Annotated in this window: 21 protein-coding genes and 1 pseudogene; 10 read left to right on the top strand and 12 right to left on the bottom strand. The window is 59.5% G+C overall.

The genetic code is table 11. The features are described 5' to 3' along the window. Nucleotides 1-232: pseudogene (locus FBY10_RS31610) on the top strand (hypothetical protein); the annotation flags it as partial. Between the two features lie 122 nt (nucleotides 233-354). Here the strand turns inward: FBY10_RS31610 and tyrS are convergent. Continuing rightward, nucleotides 355-1,554, bottom strand: coding sequence for a tyrosine--tRNA ligase (tyrS, locus tag FBY10_RS05260; RefSeq protein WP_131699147.1), 1,200 nt, complete (start codon nucleotides 1,552-1,554; stop codon nucleotides 355-357). Between the two features lie 209 nt (nucleotides 1,555-1,763). Here tyrS and FBY10_RS05265 point away from each other — a divergent pair, with 209 nt between their 5' ends. Both FBY10_RS05265 and FBY10_RS05270 read left to right on the top strand, forming a co-directional pair. Then, nucleotides 1,764-3,182, top strand: a complete 1,419-nt coding sequence (locus tag FBY10_RS05265) for a peptidoglycan DD-metalloendopeptidase family protein (protein WP_131699146.1) — start codon at nucleotides 1,764-1,766, stop codon at nucleotides 3,180-3,182. 3 nt (nucleotides 3,183-3,185) lie between these two features. Beyond that, complete coding sequence (locus FBY10_RS05270) at nucleotides 3,186-4,277, top strand: anhydro-N-acetylmuramic acid kinase (protein ID WP_145336822.1); 1,092 nt, start codon at nucleotides 3,186-3,188, stop codon at nucleotides 4,275-4,277. A gap of 92 nt (nucleotides 4,278-4,369) precedes the next feature. On the opposite strand, the gene erpA is transcribed toward FBY10_RS05270, so the two are convergent. Beyond that, nucleotides 4,370-4,720, bottom strand: coding sequence for an iron-sulfur cluster insertion protein ErpA (erpA, locus tag FBY10_RS05275; protein WP_003176443.1), 351 nt, complete (start codon nucleotides 4,718-4,720; stop codon nucleotides 4,370-4,372). Nucleotides 4,721-4,885: 165 nt separating this feature from the next. Beyond that, nucleotides 4,886-5,920 (bottom strand): N-acetyl-gamma-glutamyl-phosphate reductase, encoded by a 1,035-nt coding sequence (argC, locus tag FBY10_RS05280; protein WP_131699144.1) that lies wholly within the window; start codon nucleotides 5,918-5,920, stop codon nucleotides 4,886-4,888. A 135-nt stretch (nucleotides 5,921-6,055) separates the two neighbouring features. On the opposite strand from argC, the gene hemJ reads away from it, so the two are divergent. The 6 genes from hemJ (at nucleotide 6,056) to coq7 (ending at nucleotide 10,505) form a co-directional block, all read left to right on the top strand. Beyond that, nucleotides 6,056-6,484: a protoporphyrinogen oxidase HemJ gene (gene hemJ, locus FBY10_RS05285; RefSeq protein WP_027605887.1), complete on the top strand. Its 429-nt coding sequence runs from the start codon at nucleotides 6,056-6,058 to the stop codon at nucleotides 6,482-6,484. A 24-nt stretch (nucleotides 6,485-6,508) separates the two neighbouring features. Next, nucleotides 6,509-7,471 (top strand): nitronate monooxygenase family protein, encoded by a 963-nt coding sequence (locus tag FBY10_RS05290; protein WP_131699143.1) that lies wholly within the window; start codon nucleotides 6,509-6,511, stop codon nucleotides 7,469-7,471. A 70-nt stretch (nucleotides 7,472-7,541) separates the two neighbouring features. Beyond that, nucleotides 7,542-8,504: a DUF805 domain-containing protein gene (locus FBY10_RS05295; protein WP_145336823.1), complete on the top strand. Its 963-nt coding sequence runs from the start codon at nucleotides 7,542-7,544 to the stop codon at nucleotides 8,502-8,504. Nucleotides 8,505-8,566: 62 nt separating this feature from the next. Then, a complete protein-coding gene (locus tag FBY10_RS05300) occupies nucleotides 8,567-9,355 on the top strand; it encodes an SDR family oxidoreductase (RefSeq protein WP_145336824.1) in 789 nt (262 codons plus the stop codon). A 46-nt stretch (nucleotides 9,356-9,401) separates the two neighbouring features. After that, on the top strand, nucleotides 9,402-9,740 hold the full coding sequence (locus FBY10_RS05305; protein WP_003194682.1) for a histidine triad nucleotide-binding protein: 339 nt from the start codon (nucleotides 9,402-9,404) through the stop codon (nucleotides 9,738-9,740). Nucleotides 9,741-9,857: 117 nt separating this feature from the next. Beyond that, entirely contained in the window at nucleotides 9,858-10,505 is a 648-nt protein-coding gene (gene coq7 / locus FBY10_RS05310) for a 2-polyprenyl-3-methyl-6-methoxy-1,4-benzoquinone monooxygenase (protein ID WP_145336825.1), read from the top strand. A gap of 62 nt (nucleotides 10,506-10,567) precedes the next feature. On the opposite strand, the gene FBY10_RS05315 is transcribed toward coq7, so the two are convergent. Further along, nucleotides 10,568-10,990 (bottom strand): OsmC family protein, encoded by a 423-nt coding sequence (locus FBY10_RS05315; protein ID WP_005792019.1) that lies wholly within the window; start codon nucleotides 10,988-10,990, stop codon nucleotides 10,568-10,570. A gap of 245 nt (nucleotides 10,991-11,235) precedes the next feature. Between FBY10_RS05315 and crp the strand changes: the two genes are divergently transcribed. Beyond that, the gene (gene crp, locus FBY10_RS05320; RefSeq protein WP_027605892.1) at nucleotides 11,236-11,880 is read left to right on the top strand and encodes a cAMP-activated global transcriptional regulator CRP; all 645 of its coding nucleotides are present in this window, start codon (nucleotides 11,236-11,238) and stop codon (nucleotides 11,878-11,880) included. Here crp and FBY10_RS05325 read toward each other — a convergent pair. The 8 genes from FBY10_RS05325 to FBY10_RS05360 form a co-directional block, all read right to left on the bottom strand. Beyond that, complete coding sequence (locus FBY10_RS05325; RefSeq protein ID WP_131699140.1) at nucleotides 11,877-12,572, bottom strand: lipoate--protein ligase family protein; 696 nt, start codon at nucleotides 12,570-12,572, stop codon at nucleotides 11,877-11,879. The two genes, crp and FBY10_RS05325, sit on opposite strands and share 4 nt — an antisense overlap. A 140-nt stretch (nucleotides 12,573-12,712) precedes the next feature. Then, nucleotides 12,713-13,549, bottom strand: coding sequence for an indole-3-glycerol phosphate synthase TrpC (gene trpC, locus FBY10_RS05330; RefSeq protein ID WP_131699139.1), 837 nt, complete (start codon nucleotides 13,547-13,549; stop codon nucleotides 12,713-12,715). Continuing rightward, nucleotides 13,546-14,595 carry an anthranilate phosphoribosyltransferase gene (gene trpD / locus FBY10_RS05335; RefSeq protein ID WP_065938244.1) on the bottom strand — a complete coding sequence of 350 codons (1,050 nt, stop codon included), beginning with the start codon at nucleotides 14,593-14,595 and terminating at the stop codon, nucleotides 13,546-13,548. Before trpD ends, trpC begins: the two co-directional genes overlap by 4 nt. Before the next feature lie 9 nt (nucleotides 14,596-14,604). After that, nucleotides 14,605-15,198, bottom strand: coding sequence for an aminodeoxychorismate/anthranilate synthase component II (locus FBY10_RS05340; RefSeq protein WP_145336826.1), 594 nt, complete (start codon nucleotides 15,196-15,198; stop codon nucleotides 14,605-14,607). 10 nt (nucleotides 15,199-15,208) lie between these two features. After that, nucleotides 15,209-16,690: an anthranilate synthase component I gene (trpE, locus tag FBY10_RS05345; protein ID WP_145336827.1), complete on the bottom strand. Its 1,482-nt coding sequence runs from the start codon at nucleotides 16,688-16,690 to the stop codon at nucleotides 15,209-15,211. A gap of 70 nt (nucleotides 16,691-16,760) precedes the next feature. Then, nucleotides 16,761-17,579 (bottom strand): phosphoglycolate phosphatase, encoded by an 819-nt coding sequence (locus FBY10_RS05350; protein ID WP_145336828.1) that lies wholly within the window; start codon nucleotides 17,577-17,579, stop codon nucleotides 16,761-16,763. Next, a complete protein-coding gene (gene rpe / locus FBY10_RS05355; protein ID WP_131699136.1) occupies nucleotides 17,576-18,250 on the bottom strand; it encodes a ribulose-phosphate 3-epimerase in 675 nt (224 codons plus the stop codon). The genes FBY10_RS05350 and rpe overlap by 4 nt, the downstream gene beginning before the upstream one ends. Nucleotides 18,251-18,334: 84 nt before the next feature. After that, nucleotides 18,335-19,483, bottom strand: coding sequence for an iron-containing alcohol dehydrogenase (locus FBY10_RS05360; RefSeq protein WP_065925379.1), 1,149 nt, complete (start codon nucleotides 19,481-19,483; stop codon nucleotides 18,335-18,337). Nucleotides 19,484-19,534 lie beyond the last annotated feature (51 nt).

Raw genomic sequence — 19,534 nt, forward strand, 5'->3', positions numbered from 1 at the left:
TCTACAGCAGCCTCATTTGCTGTCAAGTGATTATTTTCAGAAGCTTTCGAAGATTTCTTCAACAACTTCAACCACTTGCGCTTCCGATCTCTCGTTAGCGGGAGGCGAATTCTACAGCGTTACACGCTGCTGTCAACACCTCTTTTTCTCCGCTTTCGACCGAGAAGATCGAATCGTTAATAGCGCCAAACAGCACGACCCTATCAACTCCTTCTGGGCTTCAATGAACTGAAGCAATTCGCCGTCTAATCCTGCATAACTCTTTGTTTACCAAGGAGTTTTACGTTTCGACTGCGCCGGAAGTGGGGAGAATTATAGACAGATACAATTCGCCGTCAACACTTAATTTCAGGTTTATTCGGATTTGAGCGTAATACGCGCAAATGCCTTCTTCCCTGCCTGACAAACGTGGGTAGCACCCAGCTCGTACATAAAGGTGCGATCCACCACTTCACCATCTATACGCACACCGCCAGACCCCAGAAGGTCACGCGCAACCGCCGAGTTCTTCACTAGGCCCGCCTTATTAAGGACAGCAGCAATCGGCATGGCTTCAGCAGCAGTCAATTCAATCTCGGGAAGATCATCCGGCAGCTCGCCATCCTTCATGCGGTTACCCGCCGCACGGTGAGCACTGGCCGCAGCCTCTTCACCATGGAAACGCGCCACGATCTCTTCCGCCAGTTTGATCTTCACGTCCCGCGGATTGGCGCCCGCCTCTACATCCGCACGCAGCGCGCTGATCTCATCCATCGAGCGAAAGCTCAACAGCTCGAAGTAGCGCCACATCAGGGCATCCGGGATAGAGACCAGCTTGCCGTACATCACACCCGGAGCTTCCTGAATGCCGACATAGTTGCCCAGGGACTTGGACATCTTCTTGACACCATCCAATCCTTCCAACAACGGCATGGTCAGGATGCATTGAGCTTCCTGACCATAAGCACGCTGCAACTCACGCCCCATCAGCAGGTTGAATTTCTGGTCGGTACCACCCAACTCAACATCCGCGCGCAGCGCTACCGAGTCATAACCCTGAACCAGCGGATACAGGAATTCATGAATCGCGATCGGTTGATTGGTTGAATAGCGCTTGTCGAAGTCATCACGCTCAAGCATGCGCGCCACGGTGTACTGGGAAGTGAGGCGAATGAAGTCCGCCGGCCCCATCTGATCCATCCAGGTGGAGTTAAACGCCACCTCGGTCTTGGCCGGATCAAGAATCTTGAATACCTGGGTCTTATAGGTCTCGGCATTATCCAAAACCTGCTCACGGGTCAGCGGCGGGCGCGTAGCACTCTTACCGCTCGGATCGCCGATCATCCCGGTGAAATCACCGATAAGGAAGACCACCTGATGCCCCAGCTCCTGGAACTGACGCAGCTTATTAATAAGCACGGTATGCCCCAGGTGCAGGTCCGGCGCGGTCGGATCGAAACCAGCCTTAATACGCAGGGGTTGGCCACGCTTGAGCTTTTCGATCAGCTCGGCCTCGACCAACAGTTCTTCCGCACCACGTTTTATCAGCGCTAGCTGCTCTTCAACCGACTTCATAACAGACCCGCAAGGCTCAGATTCAAAAGGGAACCAACCATACAAGATCAGGGACTAATTACAAGTTTTGCCCTGCGCACGGACACCGTTCAGCAAGCCCAGCGTTCGCGAGCTTGCGTCACAGATGATTTGGTTATATTTTATACAGTTATTTCATCTTCATCATGTCATTCATCTTTTCCATTTCATCTTCAAAGTCAAAATTACCTATGACCACTGAACCGTCTAAAGCGCCGCCGCTTTACCCGAAGACCCACCTGCTCGCTGCAAGTGGTATCGCCGCCCTTCTCAGCCTGGCACTCCTGGTATTCCCTTCCAGTGACGTAGAAGCCAAACGAACATCCCTGAGCCTTGACTTGGAGAGTCCGGTTGAACAACTGACACAAGATCAAGACGCTTCCGACGCACAACAAGCCACAAATGCTCCAACTGAATCGCCGTTTGCCCAGATCGAAAACACGCCGGAAGATACCCAGCAAGCCGCTCAAGAGCAGCAAAAGCTCGTAGCAGAAACCGCCAAGAACCCTCAACACCGCGAAGTGATCGTGGCGAAAGGCGATACGCTTTCTACCCTGTTCGAGAAGGTAGGCCTTCCCGCAGCCACCGTTAACGACGTGCTGGCCAGCGATAAACAGGCCAAGCAATTCATCCAACTCAAACACGGCCAGAAACTTGAGTTCGAACTGACACCAGACGGTCAGTTGAACAACCTGCACACTAAGCTCAGCGATCTCGAAAGCATCTCCCTGACCAAGGGCGCCAAAGGCTTTGCCTTCAACCGCATCACCACCAAGCCAGTCATGCGTTCCGCCTACGCTCACGGCGTGATCAACAGCTCACTGTCACAATCTGCCGCGCGCGCCGGCTTGTCCCATAGCATGACTATGGACATGGCCAGTGTGTTTGGTTACGACATCGACTTCGCCCAGGACATCCGCCAGGGCGATGAGTTCGACGTGATCTACGAGCAGAAAGTCGCCAACGGCAAAGTGGTCGGCACCGGCAACATTCTCTCCGCACGCTTCACCAACCGCGGCAAGACCTACACTGCCGTCCGCTACACCAACAAGCAAGGCAACAGCAGCTACTACACCGCCGACGGCAACAGCATGCGCAAGGCCTTCATCCGCACCCCGGTGGATTTCGCTCGTATTAGCTCGCGTTTCTCCATGGGTCGCAAGCATCCAATTCTGAACAAAATCCGCGCCCATAAAGGCGTCGACTATGCCGCCCCACGCGGCACGCCTATCAAGGCGGCCGGCGACGGCAAGGTCCTGCTCGCAGGGCGACGCGGTGGCTACGGCAACACGGTGATCATCCAGCACGGCAACACCTACCGCACCCTGTACGGCCATATGCAAGGTTTCGCCAAGGGCGTGAAAACTGGCGGCAACGTGAAGCAGGGCCAGGTGATCGGTTATATCGGCACCACTGGCCTGTCCACCGGCCCGCACCTGCACTATGAATTCCAGGTCAATGGTGTGCACGTTGACCCATTGGGCCAGAAGCTGCCGATGGCCGACCCGATAGCCAAGGCCGAGCGCGCGCGCTTTATGCAACAGAGCCAGCCGCTGATGGCGCGCATGGACCAGGAGCGCTCCACCCTGCTTGCTTCGGCGAAGCGTTAAGGTATGCCGCTCTATATAGGCGTGATGTCCGGGACCAGTCTCGATGGCCTGGATATCGCCCTGATCGAACAGGACTCGGCGGTCAATCTGATCGCCACCCACTACACACCCATGCCGGACACCCTGCGCGCAGAGCTGTTAAGCCTGTGCGCCAGCGGCCCGGATGAGATTGCCCGCTCAGCGATTGCCCAGCAGCACTGGGTCACCCTCGCCGCCCACAGCATCCACACGTTGCTCGACCAGCAAAACCTCAAGCCTCGAGACATACGTGCGATCGGCAGCCATGGCCAGACCATCCGTCATGAACCCGCCCGCGGGTTTACCGTGCAGATCGGCAACCCGGCATTGCTTGCGGAGCTGACGGGCATCACCGTAATCAGCGACTTCCGCAGCCGCGATGTTGCCGCTGGCGGCCAGGGCGCGCCTCTGGTGCCCGCATTTCATGAAGCGTTGTTTGGCGAAAGCACCGGCAACCGTGCGGTGTTGAATATTGGGGGCTTCAGCAATCTTAGCCTGATCGAAACCGGCAAGCCCGTAGCTGGCTTCGACTGCGGCCCAGGCAATGTGCTGCTGGACGCCTGGATTCAACAGCAGCGCGGCGAACACTTTGACCGTGACGGGCAGTGGGCGGGTAGTGGCAAGGTCGAGCCTCAACTACTCGCGGCACTACTCAGCGATCCATTCTTCCTGACCAAAGGCCCGAAAAGCACCGGCCGTGAAGTGTTCAACCTCGGTTGGCTGCACCAGCACCTTAGCCGCCTGCCCGCCTTTACCCCTCAGGACGTACAGGCCAGCCTGTTGGAACTGACCGCACTGACCATCGTCGAGGCCCTGCAAACCGCACAACCCCAGACAGAAACGCTACTCGTCTGTGGCGGCGGCACCCATAACACCACAATGATGAACCGTCTGGCAGCGTTGTTGCCGTCCACTCAAGTCAGCAGCACCGCCACCCACGGCGTAGACCCGGACTGGGTCGAAGCCATGGCCTTCGCCTGGCTGGCTCACTGCTGCCTCGAAGGCATTACCGCCAACCGGCCCAGTGTCACCGGCGCACGCGGGCAGAGGGTACTTGGCGCGATCTATCCCGCCTGACGACCACCTCGCCAGAATCGCAGACAGCAAAACGCCGCTTGGCCGATCAAAGCCAAGCGGCGTTTTTTATTCGTTGAGGATCAGGCTGTCGATCAGATCGAGAACGAAGAGCCGCAACCACAGGTGGTGGTAGCGTTAGGGTTCTTGATCACAAAACGCGAACCCTCCAGACCTTCCTGGTAATCCACCTCAGCGCCTGCCAAGTATTGGAAGCTCATCGGGTCCACGACCAGGCTTACGCCCTCGCGCTCAACGATGGTGTCATCGTCGGCCACATCTTCATCAAAGGTGAAACCGTACTGAAACCCTGAACAACCGCCGCCCGTAACGAATACGCGCAGCTTCAAACGATCATTACCCTCTTCATCGACCAGGCTCTTCACCTTGTGCGCAGCACCGTGGGTGAATTGCAAAGCCGTGGGGGTGAAGGATTCAACGCTCATGCTGATAATCTCCCGGCGTAGCGCCGCCATATGCGTAATGACGGGCATTATCCGCTTCTCCTAGAAAAGCGGTCAACTATTGTTACGGTATATCAATCTGCATCGCCGCCATTAGAAACACAAAAGGCCCGATCAACGGGCCTTTTGCACACTCTACCAATCTTCTTAAGGCAACATGCCGGCGTGGGACAGACCGAGTTTTTCGTCCAGACCAAACAGGATGTTCATATTCTGCACAGCCTGGCCCGACGCGCCCTTGACGAGATTATCGATCACCGACAACACCACCACCAGATCACCATCCTGCGGGCGGTGCACAGCAATCCTGCACACATTAGCGCCGCGCACGCTACGGGTTTCCGGATGGCTGCCCGCAGGCATTACATCGACGAACGGCTCGTTGGCATAACGTTTTTCAAACAACGCCTGCAGATCTACCGAACGATCGACCACGGTGGCATACAACGTGGAATGAATGCCACGAATCATCGGCGTCAGGTGTGGCACGAAGGTCAGGCCCACGTCCCTGCCCGCGGCGCGACGCAGCCCCTGGCGGATTTCCGGCAGGTGGCGATGCCCTTTTACTGCGTAGGCCTTCATGCTTTCCGACGTCTCAGAGTACAGCGAACCTACCGCTGCACCACGGCCCGCGCCGCTGACACCCGACTTGCAGTCTGCGATAAGGCGCGAAGCATCCGCCAGCCCGGCTTCGAGCAACGGCAGAAAGCCCAGTTGCGTCGCCGTCGGATAGCAACCCGGCACCGCGATCAGGCGCGCCTGCTTGATCTGCTCACGATTGACTTCCGGCAGGCCGTACACCGCCTCTTCCAACAGATCCGGTGCACCGTGAGGCTGGCCGTACCACTTGGCCCATTCGTCGGCGTCTTGCAGGCGGAAGTCAGCCGATAGGTCGATGACCTTGGTGCCAGCCGCCAGCAGTTCGCCAGCCAACGCATGGGCAACGCCATGCGGGGTGGCAAAAAACACCACATCGCAGGCGCCAAGGGTGTTGATGTCCGGAACGCTGAACGCGAGGCCGTCGTAGTGGCCTCGCAGGTTCGGGTACATATCGGCCACGGCCAGGCCGGCCTCGGATCGAGAGGTAATGACCACCACCTCAGCTTGCGGATGCTGAGCCAACAGACGCAGCAATTCGACACCGGTGTAACCCGTGCCGCCGACGATACCGACCTTGACCATAAACCTGCCCTCAACGAACCCACTGGAAAGCCGTCGATAATAGGGGCCGTATCGTCCTGCGACAACCGTCAGCGTGACGTATGGCTGCATGAGCCACTACTATCTTCGCTACCGTGAACCTGGGAATAACTAAAAATGCTTTATCTATGGGTCAAAGCCTTCCATATCGTCAGCATCGTCTGCTGGTTTGCCGGGCTGTTCTACCTGCCGCGCCTGTTCGTCTACCACGCTCAAAGCGAGGACACCGTCAGCAAGGAACGCTTCAGCGTCATGGAGCGCAAGCTGTACCGCGGCATCATGGGCCCGGCAATGCTGGCCAGCCTGGTGTTCGGTATCTGGCTGATCGCCCTTAACCCCGGCATCTTTCAATCGGGCGCCTGGATCCACGCCAAGTTGACCCTGGTAGTGTTCCTGATTGGTTACCACCACATGTGCGGCGCGCAGGTAAAACGTTTCGCCCGTGGCGAAAACACCCGCAGCCATGTCTTTTATCGCTGGTTCAATGAAGTCCCGGTTCTGATATTGCTGGCTATCGTAATTTTGGTCGTGGTCAAACCGTTCTAACTTCACTTACTCGGGGTACCTCCAATGTCGCTGCCCGCTCTGCTTGAACAACGTCTGCGCCTGCCCGTGGTGGCTGCGCCGATGTTCCTGATTTCCAATCCGCAATTGGTGCTGGCCTGCTGCCGCAATGGGGTAGTCGGGAGTTTCCCGGCGCTCAACCAGCGCGAGAGCAGTGGCTTCAAGGCCTGGCTGGAGGAAATCGAAGCGGGCCTGGCGCAGTTGGACAATCCCGCGCCCTACGCCGTCAACCTGATCGTGCACAACAGCAACCCTCGTCTGCAGGCGGACCTGGCGATCTGCGTCGAGCACAAGGTGCCAATCGTGATCACCAGCCTGGGCGCGGTGAAAGAACTGGTGGATGCCGTGCACAGCTACGGCGGCCTGGTATTTCATGACGTCACTACCCGGCGCCATGCCGAAAAAGCCGCCGAAGCCGGCGTGGATGGCCTGATCGCCGTGGCCGCAGGCGCCGGCGGCCATGCCGGTACCTGGAGCCCATTCTCGCTGATCGCAGAGATTCGCCAATTCTTCGACAAGACCCTGCTGCTGGCCGGCTGCCTTAACCACGGCCATGAGATACTCGCCGCCCAGTTGATGGGGGCAGACCTGGCCTATTTCGGCACACGTTTTATCGGTACCACTGAAAGCCACGCCCCGGATGCGTATAAAGAGATGCTGCTCACATCGCGCGCTGCCGACATCGTGCACACTCCCGCTGTCTCCGGCGTACCAGCAAGCTTTATGCGCCAGAGCCTGGAGAATGCCGGTTTCGACCTCGCTGCCCTGCAAGGCAAAGGCGAAGTAAACTTCGGTTCCAAGCTCAAGCCGCTGAGCGACGAAGCCAAGGCCTGGAAGACCGTATGGTCCGCCGGCCAAGGTGTCGGTGAAATTAATGATTTACCCAGCGTCGATGAACTCGTTGCCCGCCTGGATGCCGAATACCGCAAGGCGCGCGAGCGGGCGACACAGTTGCGCTGGCCACGTTGACCCAACCGCAAGGTCTGCCGATCGAGCAGTCCTGCATTACCCCCACTGATTCAGTGACAAGGATGCCCGCATGAGCGACAACCGTTTCAAGATTGTGTTTGATGGGGCCTTGCTCCCGGGTGTCGAAAGCACCACGGCCAAGCTGAACCTGGCTGAACTGTTCAAGAGCACAGTCGAGGACATCGAGAAACTCTTCACTGGCCGCCCGGTTGCACTGAAGCGCGACCTGTCGCGCCCCGACGCCGAAACCTACCTCACCGCGCTGAAAAACGCCGGGGTCGATGCCCGCATCGAAGCAGAACAACCCGTGGCCTTCAGCCTCGCCGAAACCCACGAGACAGATTCCGACGCTGCGGACCTCTCCCGCCCTGTCGCTTCACCGTACGCACCACCGCGTGCTGCCGTAGGTGAAAGCCTGCCGGAATACGCCACCCTCAAGGTCTTCACCATCAATGGCCGTATTGGTCGTCTGCGGTACCTGGCATGGACGCTGGTACTGACCGTCGCCATGCTCGTCGCAGCAGGTATCCTCAGTACTGTGGGCTTTGCCATCGCGACCGCGTCGCCGACGATAGCCATCATCCTCGGCTCGCTGCTGGGCTTCGCGCTGTTCGTCGCGGTTGTGGTCGTGAGCGTGCAGATCGGCGTGCAGCGTCTGCACGATCTGGGCTGGTCCGGCTGGTTGTACCTGCTGAACCTGGTCCCGCTGGTGAACAGTATTTTCCCGCTGCTGCTGTTGGTAGTGCCAGGTAACACCGGTGCCAACCAGTACGGCGCACCGCCACCGCGCAACTCCACCGCGGTGAAGGTCCTGGCCTCACTGTGGCTGGCATTCATTCCGCTGATGCTCATCATCGTGGTGTCGCTGGGGATGAACGGCTATCTGGATCAGCTCGAGGCCAATGTGGATAGCAGCTACGAAAGCAGCTCCCTAACCTCTGACGAAGACGCGGATCAAGGCGCCACCGTCGAGGAAGACGAAGCGCAAAGTGCTGACGAAGCGGCCGAACCTGTAGACTCTCCAGAACATTAAAAAACGCCCGCCGCCTGTGATGCCTCCGTCACAGGCCCGGCGGCGTTGTGATGGAGAAAGGCATGACCCGTTACGCTCTGATCACCGGCGCCTCCAGCGGCATCGGCCTGGCTTTGGCCGAAGCCCTGGCACGTCGCGGCCGCAGCTTGATTCTGGTGGCCCGCCAGCGTGATCAGTTGGAAAGCATTGCAATCGAATTGACCCAGCGCTTCGGCGTCGAAGTGCTGTTTCGAGCGTGCGACCTGGGCGAGCCATTGCGCTTGTCCGGGTTCCTGCTGGAGCTTGAAGAAGGCGAACGGCAGATAGATTTACTGGTGAACTGCGCCGGCATTGGCACCAGCGGGCCATTCCTGGCCCAGGACTGGATGACCGAGCAGGACCTCATCGAAGTCAACATCCTCGCCCTCACCCGCATGTGTCACGCCCTGGGCAATAGCATGGCGCTGCACGGCGGCGGGCAGATTCTCAACGTCGCCTCGGTCGCCGCGTTCCAACCCGGTCCCTGGATGAGCAGCTACTACGCCAGCAAAGCCTATGTACTGCACTTCTCCGAAGGCTTGCGCGAAGAACTGAAGAGCTGTGGTATCAAGGTCTCGGTGCTTTGCCCCGGCCCTACGCGCACCGCCTTCTTCGGTACAGCGCAAATGGACACAGCCAAACTCGACCGCAGCGAGCAATTGATGAGCCCGGAAGAAGTGGCGCTCTATACCGTGCGCGCACTGGAAAAGAACAAAGCCATCATCATTCCTGGACGACGTAATCGCTGGCTGGCCTTCAGCCCGCGTTTCAGCCCGCGCTGGCTGACCCGCAAGATCGCCGGCGCCATCAACAAGGCCTATTGCCCACGCTGATCGCCTGAGTACACTCACCTTGCACTTTCATAATGGAGAAACAGCTGTGGATACTCTGTTCACCAAGATCATCAACAGAGAAATACCCGCGAAGATTATCTACGAAGATGATCAAGTCCTCGCCTTCCACGATATTGCCCCACAGGCGCCGGTACATTTTCTGGTTATCCCGAAGAAGCCCATCCGCACATTGAATGACTTGACCGAGGACGATAAGGCCCTGGCCGGCCATATTCTGTTCACCGCCCAGCGTTTGGCGGTGGAGCAAGGCTGTGAGAAAGGTTTCCGTGTGGTGATGAACTGCAATGAAGACGGCGGGCAGACTGTTTACCACATCCATATGCATGTACTGGGTCAGCGCCAGATGAATTGGCCACCGGGCTGAACTAGCCCGCAACAAGGGGCGCAGTCCGAGGCTGCGACCCCATGCCCTTGACTCGGGGCAAACGCGTTCCTCTCTCTTGCGGTAAACTGGCCGCCGAGATTCCTCCCGGAGGTCAGCATGACTACCCAACGTCACTACTCGCCGATAGACCGTCTGTTGCTGCAAGCCGACACGGCCATGCGCACGTTGCTGCCCTTCAGCGGCCAACCTTACCGTCCATCACCCGCCATCGTGCAGCCTGATGCGCAGATGAGCGTGACCGAAACCCGTCATGTGGCCGGCCTCATGCGCATCAACCATACCGGCGAAGTCTGCGCCCAGGCGCTGTACCAGGGCCAGGCCCTGACCGCCAAGCTGCCACAGGTACGTGCAGCCATGGAGCACGCGGCCGAAGAAGAAATCGACCATCTTGCCTGGTGTGAACAACGTATTCGGCAGTTGGGTAGCCATCCCAGCGTGCTCAACCCGCTGTTTTACGGTTTGTCATTCGGCATCGGCGCGGCTGCCGGCCTGATCAGCGACAAGGTCAGCCTCGGTTTTGTCGCCGCGACTGAACATCAAGTGTGCAAGCACCTGGATGAACACCTGGAACAATTGCCGGCCGACGACGAAAAGTCCCGGGCAATTCTTGAGCAGATGCGTATCGATGAAGCGCACCACGCCGAGAGTGCATTGGATGCCGGCGGTTTCCGCTTCCCGGCGCCAGTGCGATTTGGCATGAGCCTGCTGGCCAAGGTCATGACCAAAAGCACCTACCGCATCTGACGAAACCTGCAGCTGCAAAAAAGGGCGCTATCGAAGCGCCCTTTTCTTTTGCCGATTGGCGGTCAACCCAACTCGATGATCTCGTAGTCATGGGTGATGGCCACACCCGCCGCGCCGAGCATGATTGACGCCGAGCAGTATTTCTCGGCCGACAACTCGATAGCCCGCTTAACCTGAGCTTCTTTCAACGCCCGGCCCTTCACCACGAAATGCATGTGGATCTTGGTAAACACCTTGGGATCTTCAGTGGCGCGCTCGGCTTCCAGGAAGGCTTCGCAGCTTTCCACGGCCTGGCGAGATTTTTTCAGGATGCTGACCACGTCGAAATTGCTGCAACCGCCCACGCCAAGCAGGAGCATTTCCATCGGGCGTACGCCCAGGTTACGGCCACCGGCTTCCGGCGGGCCATCCATGACCACCACATGGCCGCTGCCCGATTCACCGAGGAACATGGCTTCGCCCGCCCATTGGATGCGTGCCTTCATCGCCCAGACTCCACTGCTAAAAAAGGGTCGCCAGCTTAGCACAGGGCCCGGGCGCAACCGCGCTTCTCATCAAAGCGATCAATAACCGGGCTGACTCGGTAAATTCGCTAATCGAGTCAGAATGTGTCTGTTAAGCTGGCGCCAAATGAGTGGCGTATTGCCACCCTTTATACAACGTGTATCAATGCCGATACCGCTGAGTACAACAAATCCAACCACCTCGCGCTGCCTTTCGGGATACAACCATGGTTGCTCTTACGCCCATACCCAAGATCAAGAATCTCGACAAGTTGCTGATGCACTGCCAGCGCCGGCGTCATCCCGCCAAGCACAACATCATCTGCGCCGGTGAGCGCTCCGAAACCCTGTTTTTCATTATCAAGGGGTCAGTCACCATCCTGATCGAGGATGAAGACGGTCGCGAAATGATCATCGCCTACCTGAACACAGGGGATTTTTTCGGCGAGCTGGGACTGTTTGAACAAGCAGGGAAGGAGCAGGAGCGCAGCGCCTGGGTGCGGACCAAGGTCGAGTGCGAAGTGGCCGAGATCAGTTACGCAAAGTTTCGCGAACTTGCCCAGCAGGACCCCGACATCCTCTACGCCCTCAGCGGTCAAATCGCTCAGCGCCTGCGGGATACCACCCGCAAAGTCGGCGACCTGGCGTTCTTCGACGTCACCGGGCGTGTGGCCCGTTGCCTGCTGGAACTGTGCAAGCAGCCCGATGCAATGACTCACCCCGACGGCATGCAGATCAAGATCACCCGCCAGGAAATCGGGCGCATTGTCGGCTGTTCACGGGAGATGGTCGGCCGCGTGCTCAAGGATCTGGAAGAGCGCAACCTGGTGCACGTCAAAGGCAAGACGATGGTGGTGTTCGGTACCCGTTAACCCGGCAGGAAGCTGGCCAGCATCTGACGGTACAAGGTGTCCAGCCGGCTGATTGCATCCGACGCGGGGAAAGCTTCGTGCAGCGCGATATGGCTGTCGGCACGAACCCGCTGCTCCAGGCCGCAGGCTTCGTTGAACCGATTGACCGCCGCGATCAGTTCTTCGCGATCGTTATCCAGCAACAACGCACCGTGCACCAACCCCACCGGGCGGCCCCCGCTTTGCCGCCAGCGCTGGGCAGTGCCGACCATTTTGCGCCCGTTGAGGTTGACGTTGTAACGACCGTCGCAGAATGCACCTTCGATTTCCCCGACAGAGGCATCGCCGCCCAACTCGATCAGCAAGTCGCAGATGGGTTGGCACAAGCGCAAGTAGCCAGTTTCGATACGATTGTGATCACCTTCACTGCGCGGCGGTGCGTAGACCAAGGCGATATTGACCGTAGCGCTGGACTGCGGCACTGGTTCGCCGCCAGTTTCGCGCAAGAGCACCGGCCAGCCGGCATCCGCAGACACGCGGCTGGCGACATCGAAAGCAGGCAATCGGCTCAAGCGGCGTGGCATCACCAATGCCTGATCGCTGGGCTGCCAGAACAACAACCCAAACACCTGCTCACCCGCGCAAACGGCGGCCAACAAGGCTTGCTCGGCGGCAAGGCCTGCTTCAACACGCATCGATACTGGCTGGATCAATCGGCACCTACCTATCTGAATAAACACAAACCCAAATGTGGAAGGGGGCTTGCCCCCGATAGCGGTGTGTCAGTCAAGGATGCTCCAACTGAACCGCCGCCATCGGGGGCAAGCCCCCCACATTTTGATCGCATTTCAAATCAATCGAGAGTGGAACCGCTGACCGCCACGCCACGCTCCGGGAAGAACAGACGCTGCAGTTCCGCCCCTGGGTTCTCGGCGCGCATGAAGGTCTCCCCCACCAGGAACGAATAAACGTCACTGATTTCCATCAGTTCCACATCGGCACGGTTGACGATGCCACTTTCGGTAATCACCAGGCGGTCGCGCGGAATACGCGGCAGCAGGTCGAGGGTGTTTTCCAGGCTGACTTCGAAGGTGTGCAGGTTACGGTTATTGACCCCCACCAACGGTGTATCGAGGGTTTTCAGTGCGCGCTCCAGTTCATCGCCGTCGTGCACCTCCACCAGCACATCCAGGCCGACACTTTTGGCAACGGCCGCCAGCTCAGCCATCTTCACATCATCCAGTGCGGAGACGATCAACAACACACAATCGGCGCCCAAAGCACGGGCTTCAACGATCTGGTACGGATCGACCATGAAATCCTTGCGGATCACCGGCAACTTGCACGCCGCACGGGCCTGCTGCAGGAACAGGTCGGAACCCTGGAAAAAATCGATATCGGTGAGTACCGACAGGCAAGTCGCCCCACCCTTCTCGTAACTGACAGCGATTTCCGCCGGTACAAAGTTTTCGCGAATCACGCCCTTGCTCGGCGAAGCTTTCTTGATCTCGGCAATCACGGCCGGCTGCTTGAGCTTAGCCTGTGCAATCAGTGCCTTGGCAAATCCACGCGGTGCGTCAGCGGCTTTCGCTTGGGCTTCCAATTCAGCCAGGCTCACACGGGCACGGCGTTCGGCAACTTCTTCAGCCTTGCGGGCCAGGATTTTTTCCAGAACGGTCGGCACACTCATCCTTCATTCTCCATCTTGAATACAGCGGTGAATGCTCCCAGCTCTTCGAGCTTTTCACGAGCCAGACCGGTGTGCAGTGCATCGTGGGCCAATTCGACACCTTCCTTAAGACTATAGGCATGATCGGCTGCGTAAAGTGCCGCGCCAGCATTCAGAACAATCATTTCTGCAGCTTTTTGACCGTTCTCAGTCTTGCGACGCCCCAGGGCATCGCGAATCAGCTCCAGCGACGCCGCCGGGCTTTCCACCGCCAGGCCGTGCAGGCTCTGGCTCTTCATGCCGAGGTCTTCCGGCTCGACCCAGTATTCGGTGATCTGGTCATTCTTCAGCTCAGCCACAAACGTTGGCGCCGCCAGGCTGAACTCGTCCAGGCCGTCTTTGGAATGCACCACCAGCACATGCTTGCTGCCCATGCGTTGCAGCACTTCAGCCAATGGCCGGCACAGCGCCTGGCTGAACACGCCCACCACCTGATGCTTCACACCGGCCGGATTCGTAAGCGGGCCGAGCATGTTGAACAGGGTACGCAGGCCAAGGTCTTTGCGCGGGCCGGCGGCGTGCTTCATCGCACCATGATGGGACTGGGCAAACATAAAGCCGATGCCGACGTTGTCGATGCAGCGCGCCACTTGTACCGGTGTCAGGTTCAGGTAGATGCCGGCCGCTTCCAGCAGGTCGGCACTGCCGCTCTTGCCGGATACCGCACGGTTACCGTGCTTGGCCACGGTGCAACCCGCCGCCGCGACCACAAAGGAAGAGGCCGTCGAGACGTTGAAGATGTTCGCACCGTCACCGCCGGTGCCGACCACGTCGACCACGCCGTCGAGAGTCTTGAGCTCGACCTTGTCCGCCAGCTCACGCATCACCGAGACGGCGCCGACGATCTCGTCGATGCTTTCGCTCTTCATGCGCATCGCCATCATGAACGCGCCGATCTGCGCGTCGGTGCATTGACCGGTCATGATTTCGCGCATCACATCGCTCATTTCAGCGGTGCTCAGGTCCAGATGGCCGACGATACGGCTCAGGGCAGTCTTGATATCCATGGAAAGTCCTTAGCGCGTGCCGCCGCTCTGCTTGAGAAAGTTGGCGAACAGCTCGTAGCCCTGCTCGGTCAGGATCGATTCGGGGTGAAATTGCACCCCTTCGATGTTCAGTGTCTTGTGACGCAGGCCCATGATCTCGTCGACGGAGCCGTCGTCCAGTTGGGTCCAGGCGGTCAGTTCCAGGCATTCCGGCAAGGTTTCGCGCTTGACCACCAGCGAGTGGTAGCGGGTTACGGTCACCGGGTTGTTGAGCGCCTGGAATACGCCCAGGTCCTTATGGAATACCGGGCTGGTCTTGCCGTGCATCACCTGGCGCGCGCGTACCACGTCACCACCAAAGGCCTGGCCGATGGATTGGTGACCCAGGCAGACGCCCAGGATCGGCAGCTTGCCGGCGAAGTACTTGATGGCTTCAAGGGAAATACCCGCCTCGGTCGGCGTGCAGGGGCCCGGCGAAACCACGATGCGCTCCGGGTTGAGGGCGGCGATTTCGGCCACGGTCAGTTCGTCATTGCGAACCACCTTGACCTCGGCGCCCAGCTCCCCCAGGTACTGCACAACGTTGTAGGTAAAGGAATCGTAGTTATCAATCATCAGTAACATGGGGGAAACCTCAAAAATTGGGGGTCTGTTCAGCCAGCGCTACGGCGCGGAACATCGCGCGGCGCTTGTTCAGGGTTTCTTCCCATTCGAGGGCCGGCACCGAGTCGGCGACAATCCCGCCACCGGCCTGCACATGCAGCTCCCCGTCCTTGATCACCGCCGTGCGAATCGCAATGGCGGTGTCCATGTTGCCGTTCCAGGCGAAATACCCCACGGCGCCGCCATAGACACCCCGCTTGACCGGTTCCAGCTCGTCGATGATTTCCATCGCACGGATCTTCGGCGCGCCCGACAAGGTGCCCGCCGGCAGAATCGCCCGCAATGCGTCCATCGCAGTCAGCCCGGCTTTTAACTCGCCGGTGACGTTGGACACGATGTGCATCACGTTGGAGTAGCGCTCAATCACCATCTTTTCGGTGAGTTTCACCGAGCCGATTTCCGAAACTCGCCCGGTATCGTTACGGCCCAGGTCGATCAGCATCAGGTGTTCGGCAATTTCCTTGTCGTCGCTGAGCAGGTCTTCTTCGAGCGCCAGGTCCGCTTCTTCGGTCGCGCCACGCGGGCGTGTGCCGGCAATCGGGCGCACGGTGATCAGGTTGTCCTCGACACGCACCAGCACTTCCGGCGAGCTGCCCACTACGTGGAAGTCGCCAAAGTTGAAGAAGTACATGTACGGCGTCGGGTTGAAGCAGCGCAGCGCCCGGTACAGGTCAATGGGCGCAGCCTTGAAGTCGATGGACATGCGTTGCGACGGCACCACCTGCATGCAGTCACCGGCGAGGATGTATTCCTTGATGGTGTCGACCGCACGCTCGTAGTCATCCTGGGTAAAGCTGGAGCGGAACACCGGGTCGGCTGCCGGTGGACGGGTAAGGTCCAGGCCGCGACGCGGGGTGATCGGCTGGCGCAGTTTTTCCAACAGCGCTTCGAGGCTGGCCTGGCCTTGCTCGAAGGCGTCGGCCTGGGACGGGTCGGCGAGCACGATCGCGTGCATCTTGCCGGCGAGGTTGTCGAACACCACCACCGCGTCGGAGACCATCAGCAGAATGTCCGGCACACCCAGCGGGTCCGGGTTCGGGCATTTGCCCAGGCGTTTTTCCACATAGCGCACGCAGTCGTAGCCGAAGTACCCCACCAGGCCGCCGTTGAAACGCGGCAGGCCAGGGATGGTCGGCACGTTGTAGCGCGCCTTGAAGGCTTCGACGAAGGCAAGCGGGTCTTCGACGTCATGACTTTCGATCTCGACGCCATCATGGGTGATGCTCACATGATGGTCGTGCACCCGCAGCACAGTGCGGCATGGCAGGCCGATGATCGAGTAACGGCCCCACTTCTCCCCGCCCTGTACCGATTCCAGCAGGTAGGAGTTGGGCTCGTCAGCCAGCTTCAGGTAGATCGACAGCGGCGTGTCGAAGTCGGCCAGGGTTTCGCAGGCCAGGGGGATACGGTTATAGCCGGCAGCGGCCAAACGCAGGAATTCTTCGCGGATCATGAGGTGCCTCGTGGCGTGAGGGTCTAACAGTCAGGTATGCAAACGTGCCGCAGGGTGCGGCCAGGATCAGTCAGGCGCGCCAACGCCAGCGGGCCAGGGCCTTGATGACTTTCATCCAGAGTTTGCGAGTGACCACCACGATGGAATTTCCAGAAGAGGACGGATCGATGTCGGGCAACGTTATCTCAGCGCCAGCTCCCAAGCAACCGGGGATTAGCAGTCTCAGGTCATCAATCACCAGCGACGGCGACTCTTCGGCGATCGGACGGCCATGGTTGTAGCCGTAACTCAGGGCCACGCACTGCACGCCGGCCGCTTTCGCCGCCAGCACGTCACTGCGCGAATCGCCGACAAACAACGACTGGGACGCCGGAATATTGGCCATTTTCATCACGAAAAACAGCGCCGCCGGGTCGGGTTTCTTCTGCGGCAAGGTATCGCCCCCGATGATCCAGCGGAAATAACGGCCAATTTTCATCTGGTCCAACAGCGGCGCGACGAAGCGCTCCGGCTTGTTGGTGATCAGGGCCATTTCCACGCCCTGCTTGCTCAGCCATTTGAGGGTGTCGCGCACGCCAGGGTAAACGACGGTCAGTTCGTGGCTGCGCTCATAGGCTGCGTTGAACAGCTCCAGGGCGTGCTCGGCCTCAACCTCATCGACACCTTCGGCATCGATGTGATTGGCCAGGGCCCGGCGCACCAGCATCGGCGCACCATTGCCGACCCATTCGCGTACTGACGCAAGCCCCGCCGGCTTGCGCCCCAGCTTGAGCAGCATCTGGTCCACCGCCGCCGCCAGGTCTGGCACCGAGTCGATCAAGGTACCGTCCAGATCGAACATCACCAGCCGTGGCAATTTGCCGGGGAACAACTGCTCAAAGCCGCTCATGGACGCGCCAGCGCCAATTCGGCGCGCATCTTGGCGATGACTTCCTGATAGTCCGGGGCGTTGAAGATCGCCGAACCGGCCACGAAGGTGTCGGCGCCGGCAGCAGCGATTTCACGGATATTGTTGACGTTGACCCCACCGTCGATTTCCAGGCGGATGTCGCGGCCCGACGCATCGATCAGCGCACGGGCTTCGCGCAGCTTGTCGAGGGTGCCGGGGATGAACTTCTGCCCGCCGAAGCCTGGGTTGACGCTCATCAGCAGCACCATGTCGACCTTGTCCATCACGTACTTGAGCACGTCCAGCGGGGTGGCCGGGTTGAACACCAGGCCGGCCTTGCAACCGCCTTCACGGATCAGTTGCAAGGTGCGGTCGACGTGCAGCGAGGCTTCCGGGTGGAAGGTGATGTAGGTCGCGCCGGCTTCAACGAAGTCACCGATGATGCGATCCACCGGGCTGACCATCAGGTGCGCATCGATCGGCGCGGTGACGCCGTACTTGCGCAGCGCCGCGCAGACCATCGGGCCGATGGTCAGGTTGGGCACGTAGTGGTTGTCCATGACATCGAAGTGCACGAAGTCGGCACCGGCGGCCAACACCTTGTCCACTTCCTCACCCAGGCGGGCGAAATCGGCGGAGAGAATCGATGGAGCAATAACGAAGGGCTGCATGACGCACCTTTTTTGAGCTAAATCACGATGGCGCGCATTGTATACCTCATGCTTTGCCCTGCGCACCGTGACCTAACTCAACGGCTAGTACGCCGCCCGATAGATTTTCTCGATATCGGCCGCGCTGAGCTTGCGCGGGTTGTTACGCATCAAGCGCTCGATACCCGCCGCTTCCGTGGCCATCGCCGGGATGGCGTCCTCGGGAACCCCGAAACTGCGCAGGCCGGAAGGAATCTCCACGGCGGCACACAATCGCGTCATCGCCTCGACGGCCTGGTCGGCGGCATCGTTGACACTCAGGCCGCTGACATTCACGCCCATGGCCTGGGCGATGTCCTGCATGCGCTCGACACAGGCCAGTTTGTTCCAGTGCATCACGTACGGCAGCAACAGCGCATTGCTCACGCCATGGGCGATATTGAACCGTCCTCCCAGCGGATACGCCAGCGCATGCACCGCGCCCACCCCGGCATTCCCGAACGCCATGCCAGCCATCAGGCTGGCGGTGGCCATATCATCGCGGGCCTGCAGGTTGGCCGGGTTGGCGTAGGCTTTGGGCAGCGCCTTGGCGATCAGCTTGATCGCACCGATGGCCAAGGCATCCGTGATCGGCGAGGCGTTCAGGGATAGGTAGGACTCAATGGCATGCACCAGCGCATCCACGCCACTGGCGGCGGTGACACTGCGTGGGCAGGTCAGGGTCATTTGCGGGCTGATCAGCGCGACGTCCGGCAGCAGGTAGTCGCTGACGATGCCTTTCTTCAACTGCGCGACCTTGTCGGAGAGGATCGCCACATTGGTCACTTCCGAGCCGGTACCGGCCGTGGTCGGGATGGCGATCAGCGGCGGGCCTTTGCGCGGCACCTGGTCGACGCCGAATAAGTCCGCCAGGGCGCCGTGGTAACCGGCATAGGCGGCAACGCTTTTGGCAATATCGATGGCACTGCCGCCACCCAGGCCGATCAGGCCGTCGTGGCCACCGTCGCGGTACGCCTGCATGCAGTCTTCGACGATGGAGATTTCCGGGTCGGGCAGCACGCGGTCGAAAATCTCGTAAGGGCGTTCACCCAGGTGTTCGAGCGCCAGCGCTACCGTGCCGGACTTGACCAGCGCCGCGTCGGTGACAATCAACGGGTTATCCACATCCAGGCGCGTCAGTTCAGCAGCGAGTTGCTCAATGGCGCCAGCGCCAGTCAGCAGTTTGTGGGCGATCTTGAATGAGGAAGTACTCATGTGCGCGGCCTCTTATCGGTGATGGGCTGGCACAAGAGTAGCTGACTGGAT

Origin of the sequence: Pseudomonas sp. SJZ103, from assembly GCF_007828335.1 — a bacterium.
In the GTDB taxonomy this organism is placed as follows: Bacteria; Pseudomonadota; Gammaproteobacteria; order Pseudomonadales; family Pseudomonadaceae; genus Aquipseudomonas.

What these genes read in the sequence shown, in the direction of transcription:
- tyrS (WP_131699147.1), bottom strand. Translation starts at nt 1,554, where the DNA reads ATGAAGTCGGTTGAAGAGCAGCTAGCGCTGATAAAACGTGGTGCGGAA.
- FBY10_RS05265 (WP_131699146.1), top strand. Translation starts at nt 1,764, where the DNA reads ATGACCACTGAACCGTCTAAAGCGCCGCCGCTTTACCCGAAGACCCAC.
- FBY10_RS05270 (WP_145336822.1), top strand. Translation starts at nt 3,186, where the DNA reads ATGCCGCTCTATATAGGCGTGATGTCCGGGACCAGTCTCGATGGCCTG.
- erpA (WP_003176443.1), bottom strand. Translation starts at nt 4,720, where the DNA reads ATGAGCGTTGAATCCTTCACCCCCACGGCTTTGCAATTCACCCACGGT.
- argC (WP_131699144.1), bottom strand. Translation starts at nt 5,920, where the DNA reads ATGGTCAAGGTCGGTATCGTCGGCGGCACGGGTTACACCGGTGTCGAA.
- hemJ (WP_027605887.1), top strand. Translation starts at nt 6,056, where the DNA reads ATGCTTTATCTATGGGTCAAAGCCTTCCATATCGTCAGCATCGTCTGC.
- FBY10_RS05290 (WP_131699143.1), top strand. Translation starts at nt 6,509, where the DNA reads ATGTCGCTGCCCGCTCTGCTTGAACAACGTCTGCGCCTGCCCGTGGTG.
- FBY10_RS05295 (WP_145336823.1), top strand. Translation starts at nt 7,542, where the DNA reads ATGAGCGACAACCGTTTCAAGATTGTGTTTGATGGGGCCTTGCTCCCG.
- FBY10_RS05300 (WP_145336824.1), top strand. Translation starts at nt 8,567, where the DNA reads ATGACCCGTTACGCTCTGATCACCGGCGCCTCCAGCGGCATCGGCCTG.
- coq7 (WP_145336825.1), top strand. Translation starts at nt 9,858, where the DNA reads ATGACTACCCAACGTCACTACTCGCCGATAGACCGTCTGTTGCTGCAA.
- FBY10_RS05315 (WP_005792019.1), bottom strand. Translation starts at nt 10,990, where the DNA reads ATGAAGGCACGCATCCAATGGGCGGGCGAAGCCATGTTCCTCGGTGAA.
- crp (WP_027605892.1), top strand. Translation starts at nt 11,236, where the DNA reads ATGGTTGCTCTTACGCCCATACCCAAGATCAAGAATCTCGACAAGTTG.
- trpC (WP_131699139.1), bottom strand. Translation starts at nt 13,549, where the DNA reads ATGAGTGTGCCGACCGTTCTGGAAAAAATCCTGGCCCGCAAGGCTGAA.
- trpD (WP_065938244.1), bottom strand. Translation starts at nt 14,595, where the DNA reads ATGGATATCAAGACTGCCCTGAGCCGTATCGTCGGCCATCTGGACCTG.
- FBY10_RS05340 (WP_145336826.1), bottom strand. Translation starts at nt 15,198, where the DNA reads ATGTTACTGATGATTGATAACTACGATTCCTTTACCTACAACGTTGTG.
- trpE (WP_145336827.1), bottom strand. Translation starts at nt 16,690, where the DNA reads ATGATCCGCGAAGAATTCCTGCGTTTGGCCGCTGCCGGCTATAACCGT.
- FBY10_RS05350 (WP_145336828.1), bottom strand. Translation starts at nt 17,579, where the DNA reads ATGAGCGGCTTTGAGCAGTTGTTCCCCGGCAAATTGCCACGGCTGGTG.
- rpe (WP_131699136.1), bottom strand. Translation starts at nt 18,250, where the DNA reads ATGCAGCCCTTCGTTATTGCTCCATCGATTCTCTCCGCCGATTTCGCC.
- FBY10_RS05360 (WP_065925379.1), bottom strand. Translation starts at nt 19,483, where the DNA reads ATGAGTACTTCCTCATTCAAGATCGCCCACAAACTGCTGACTGGCGCT.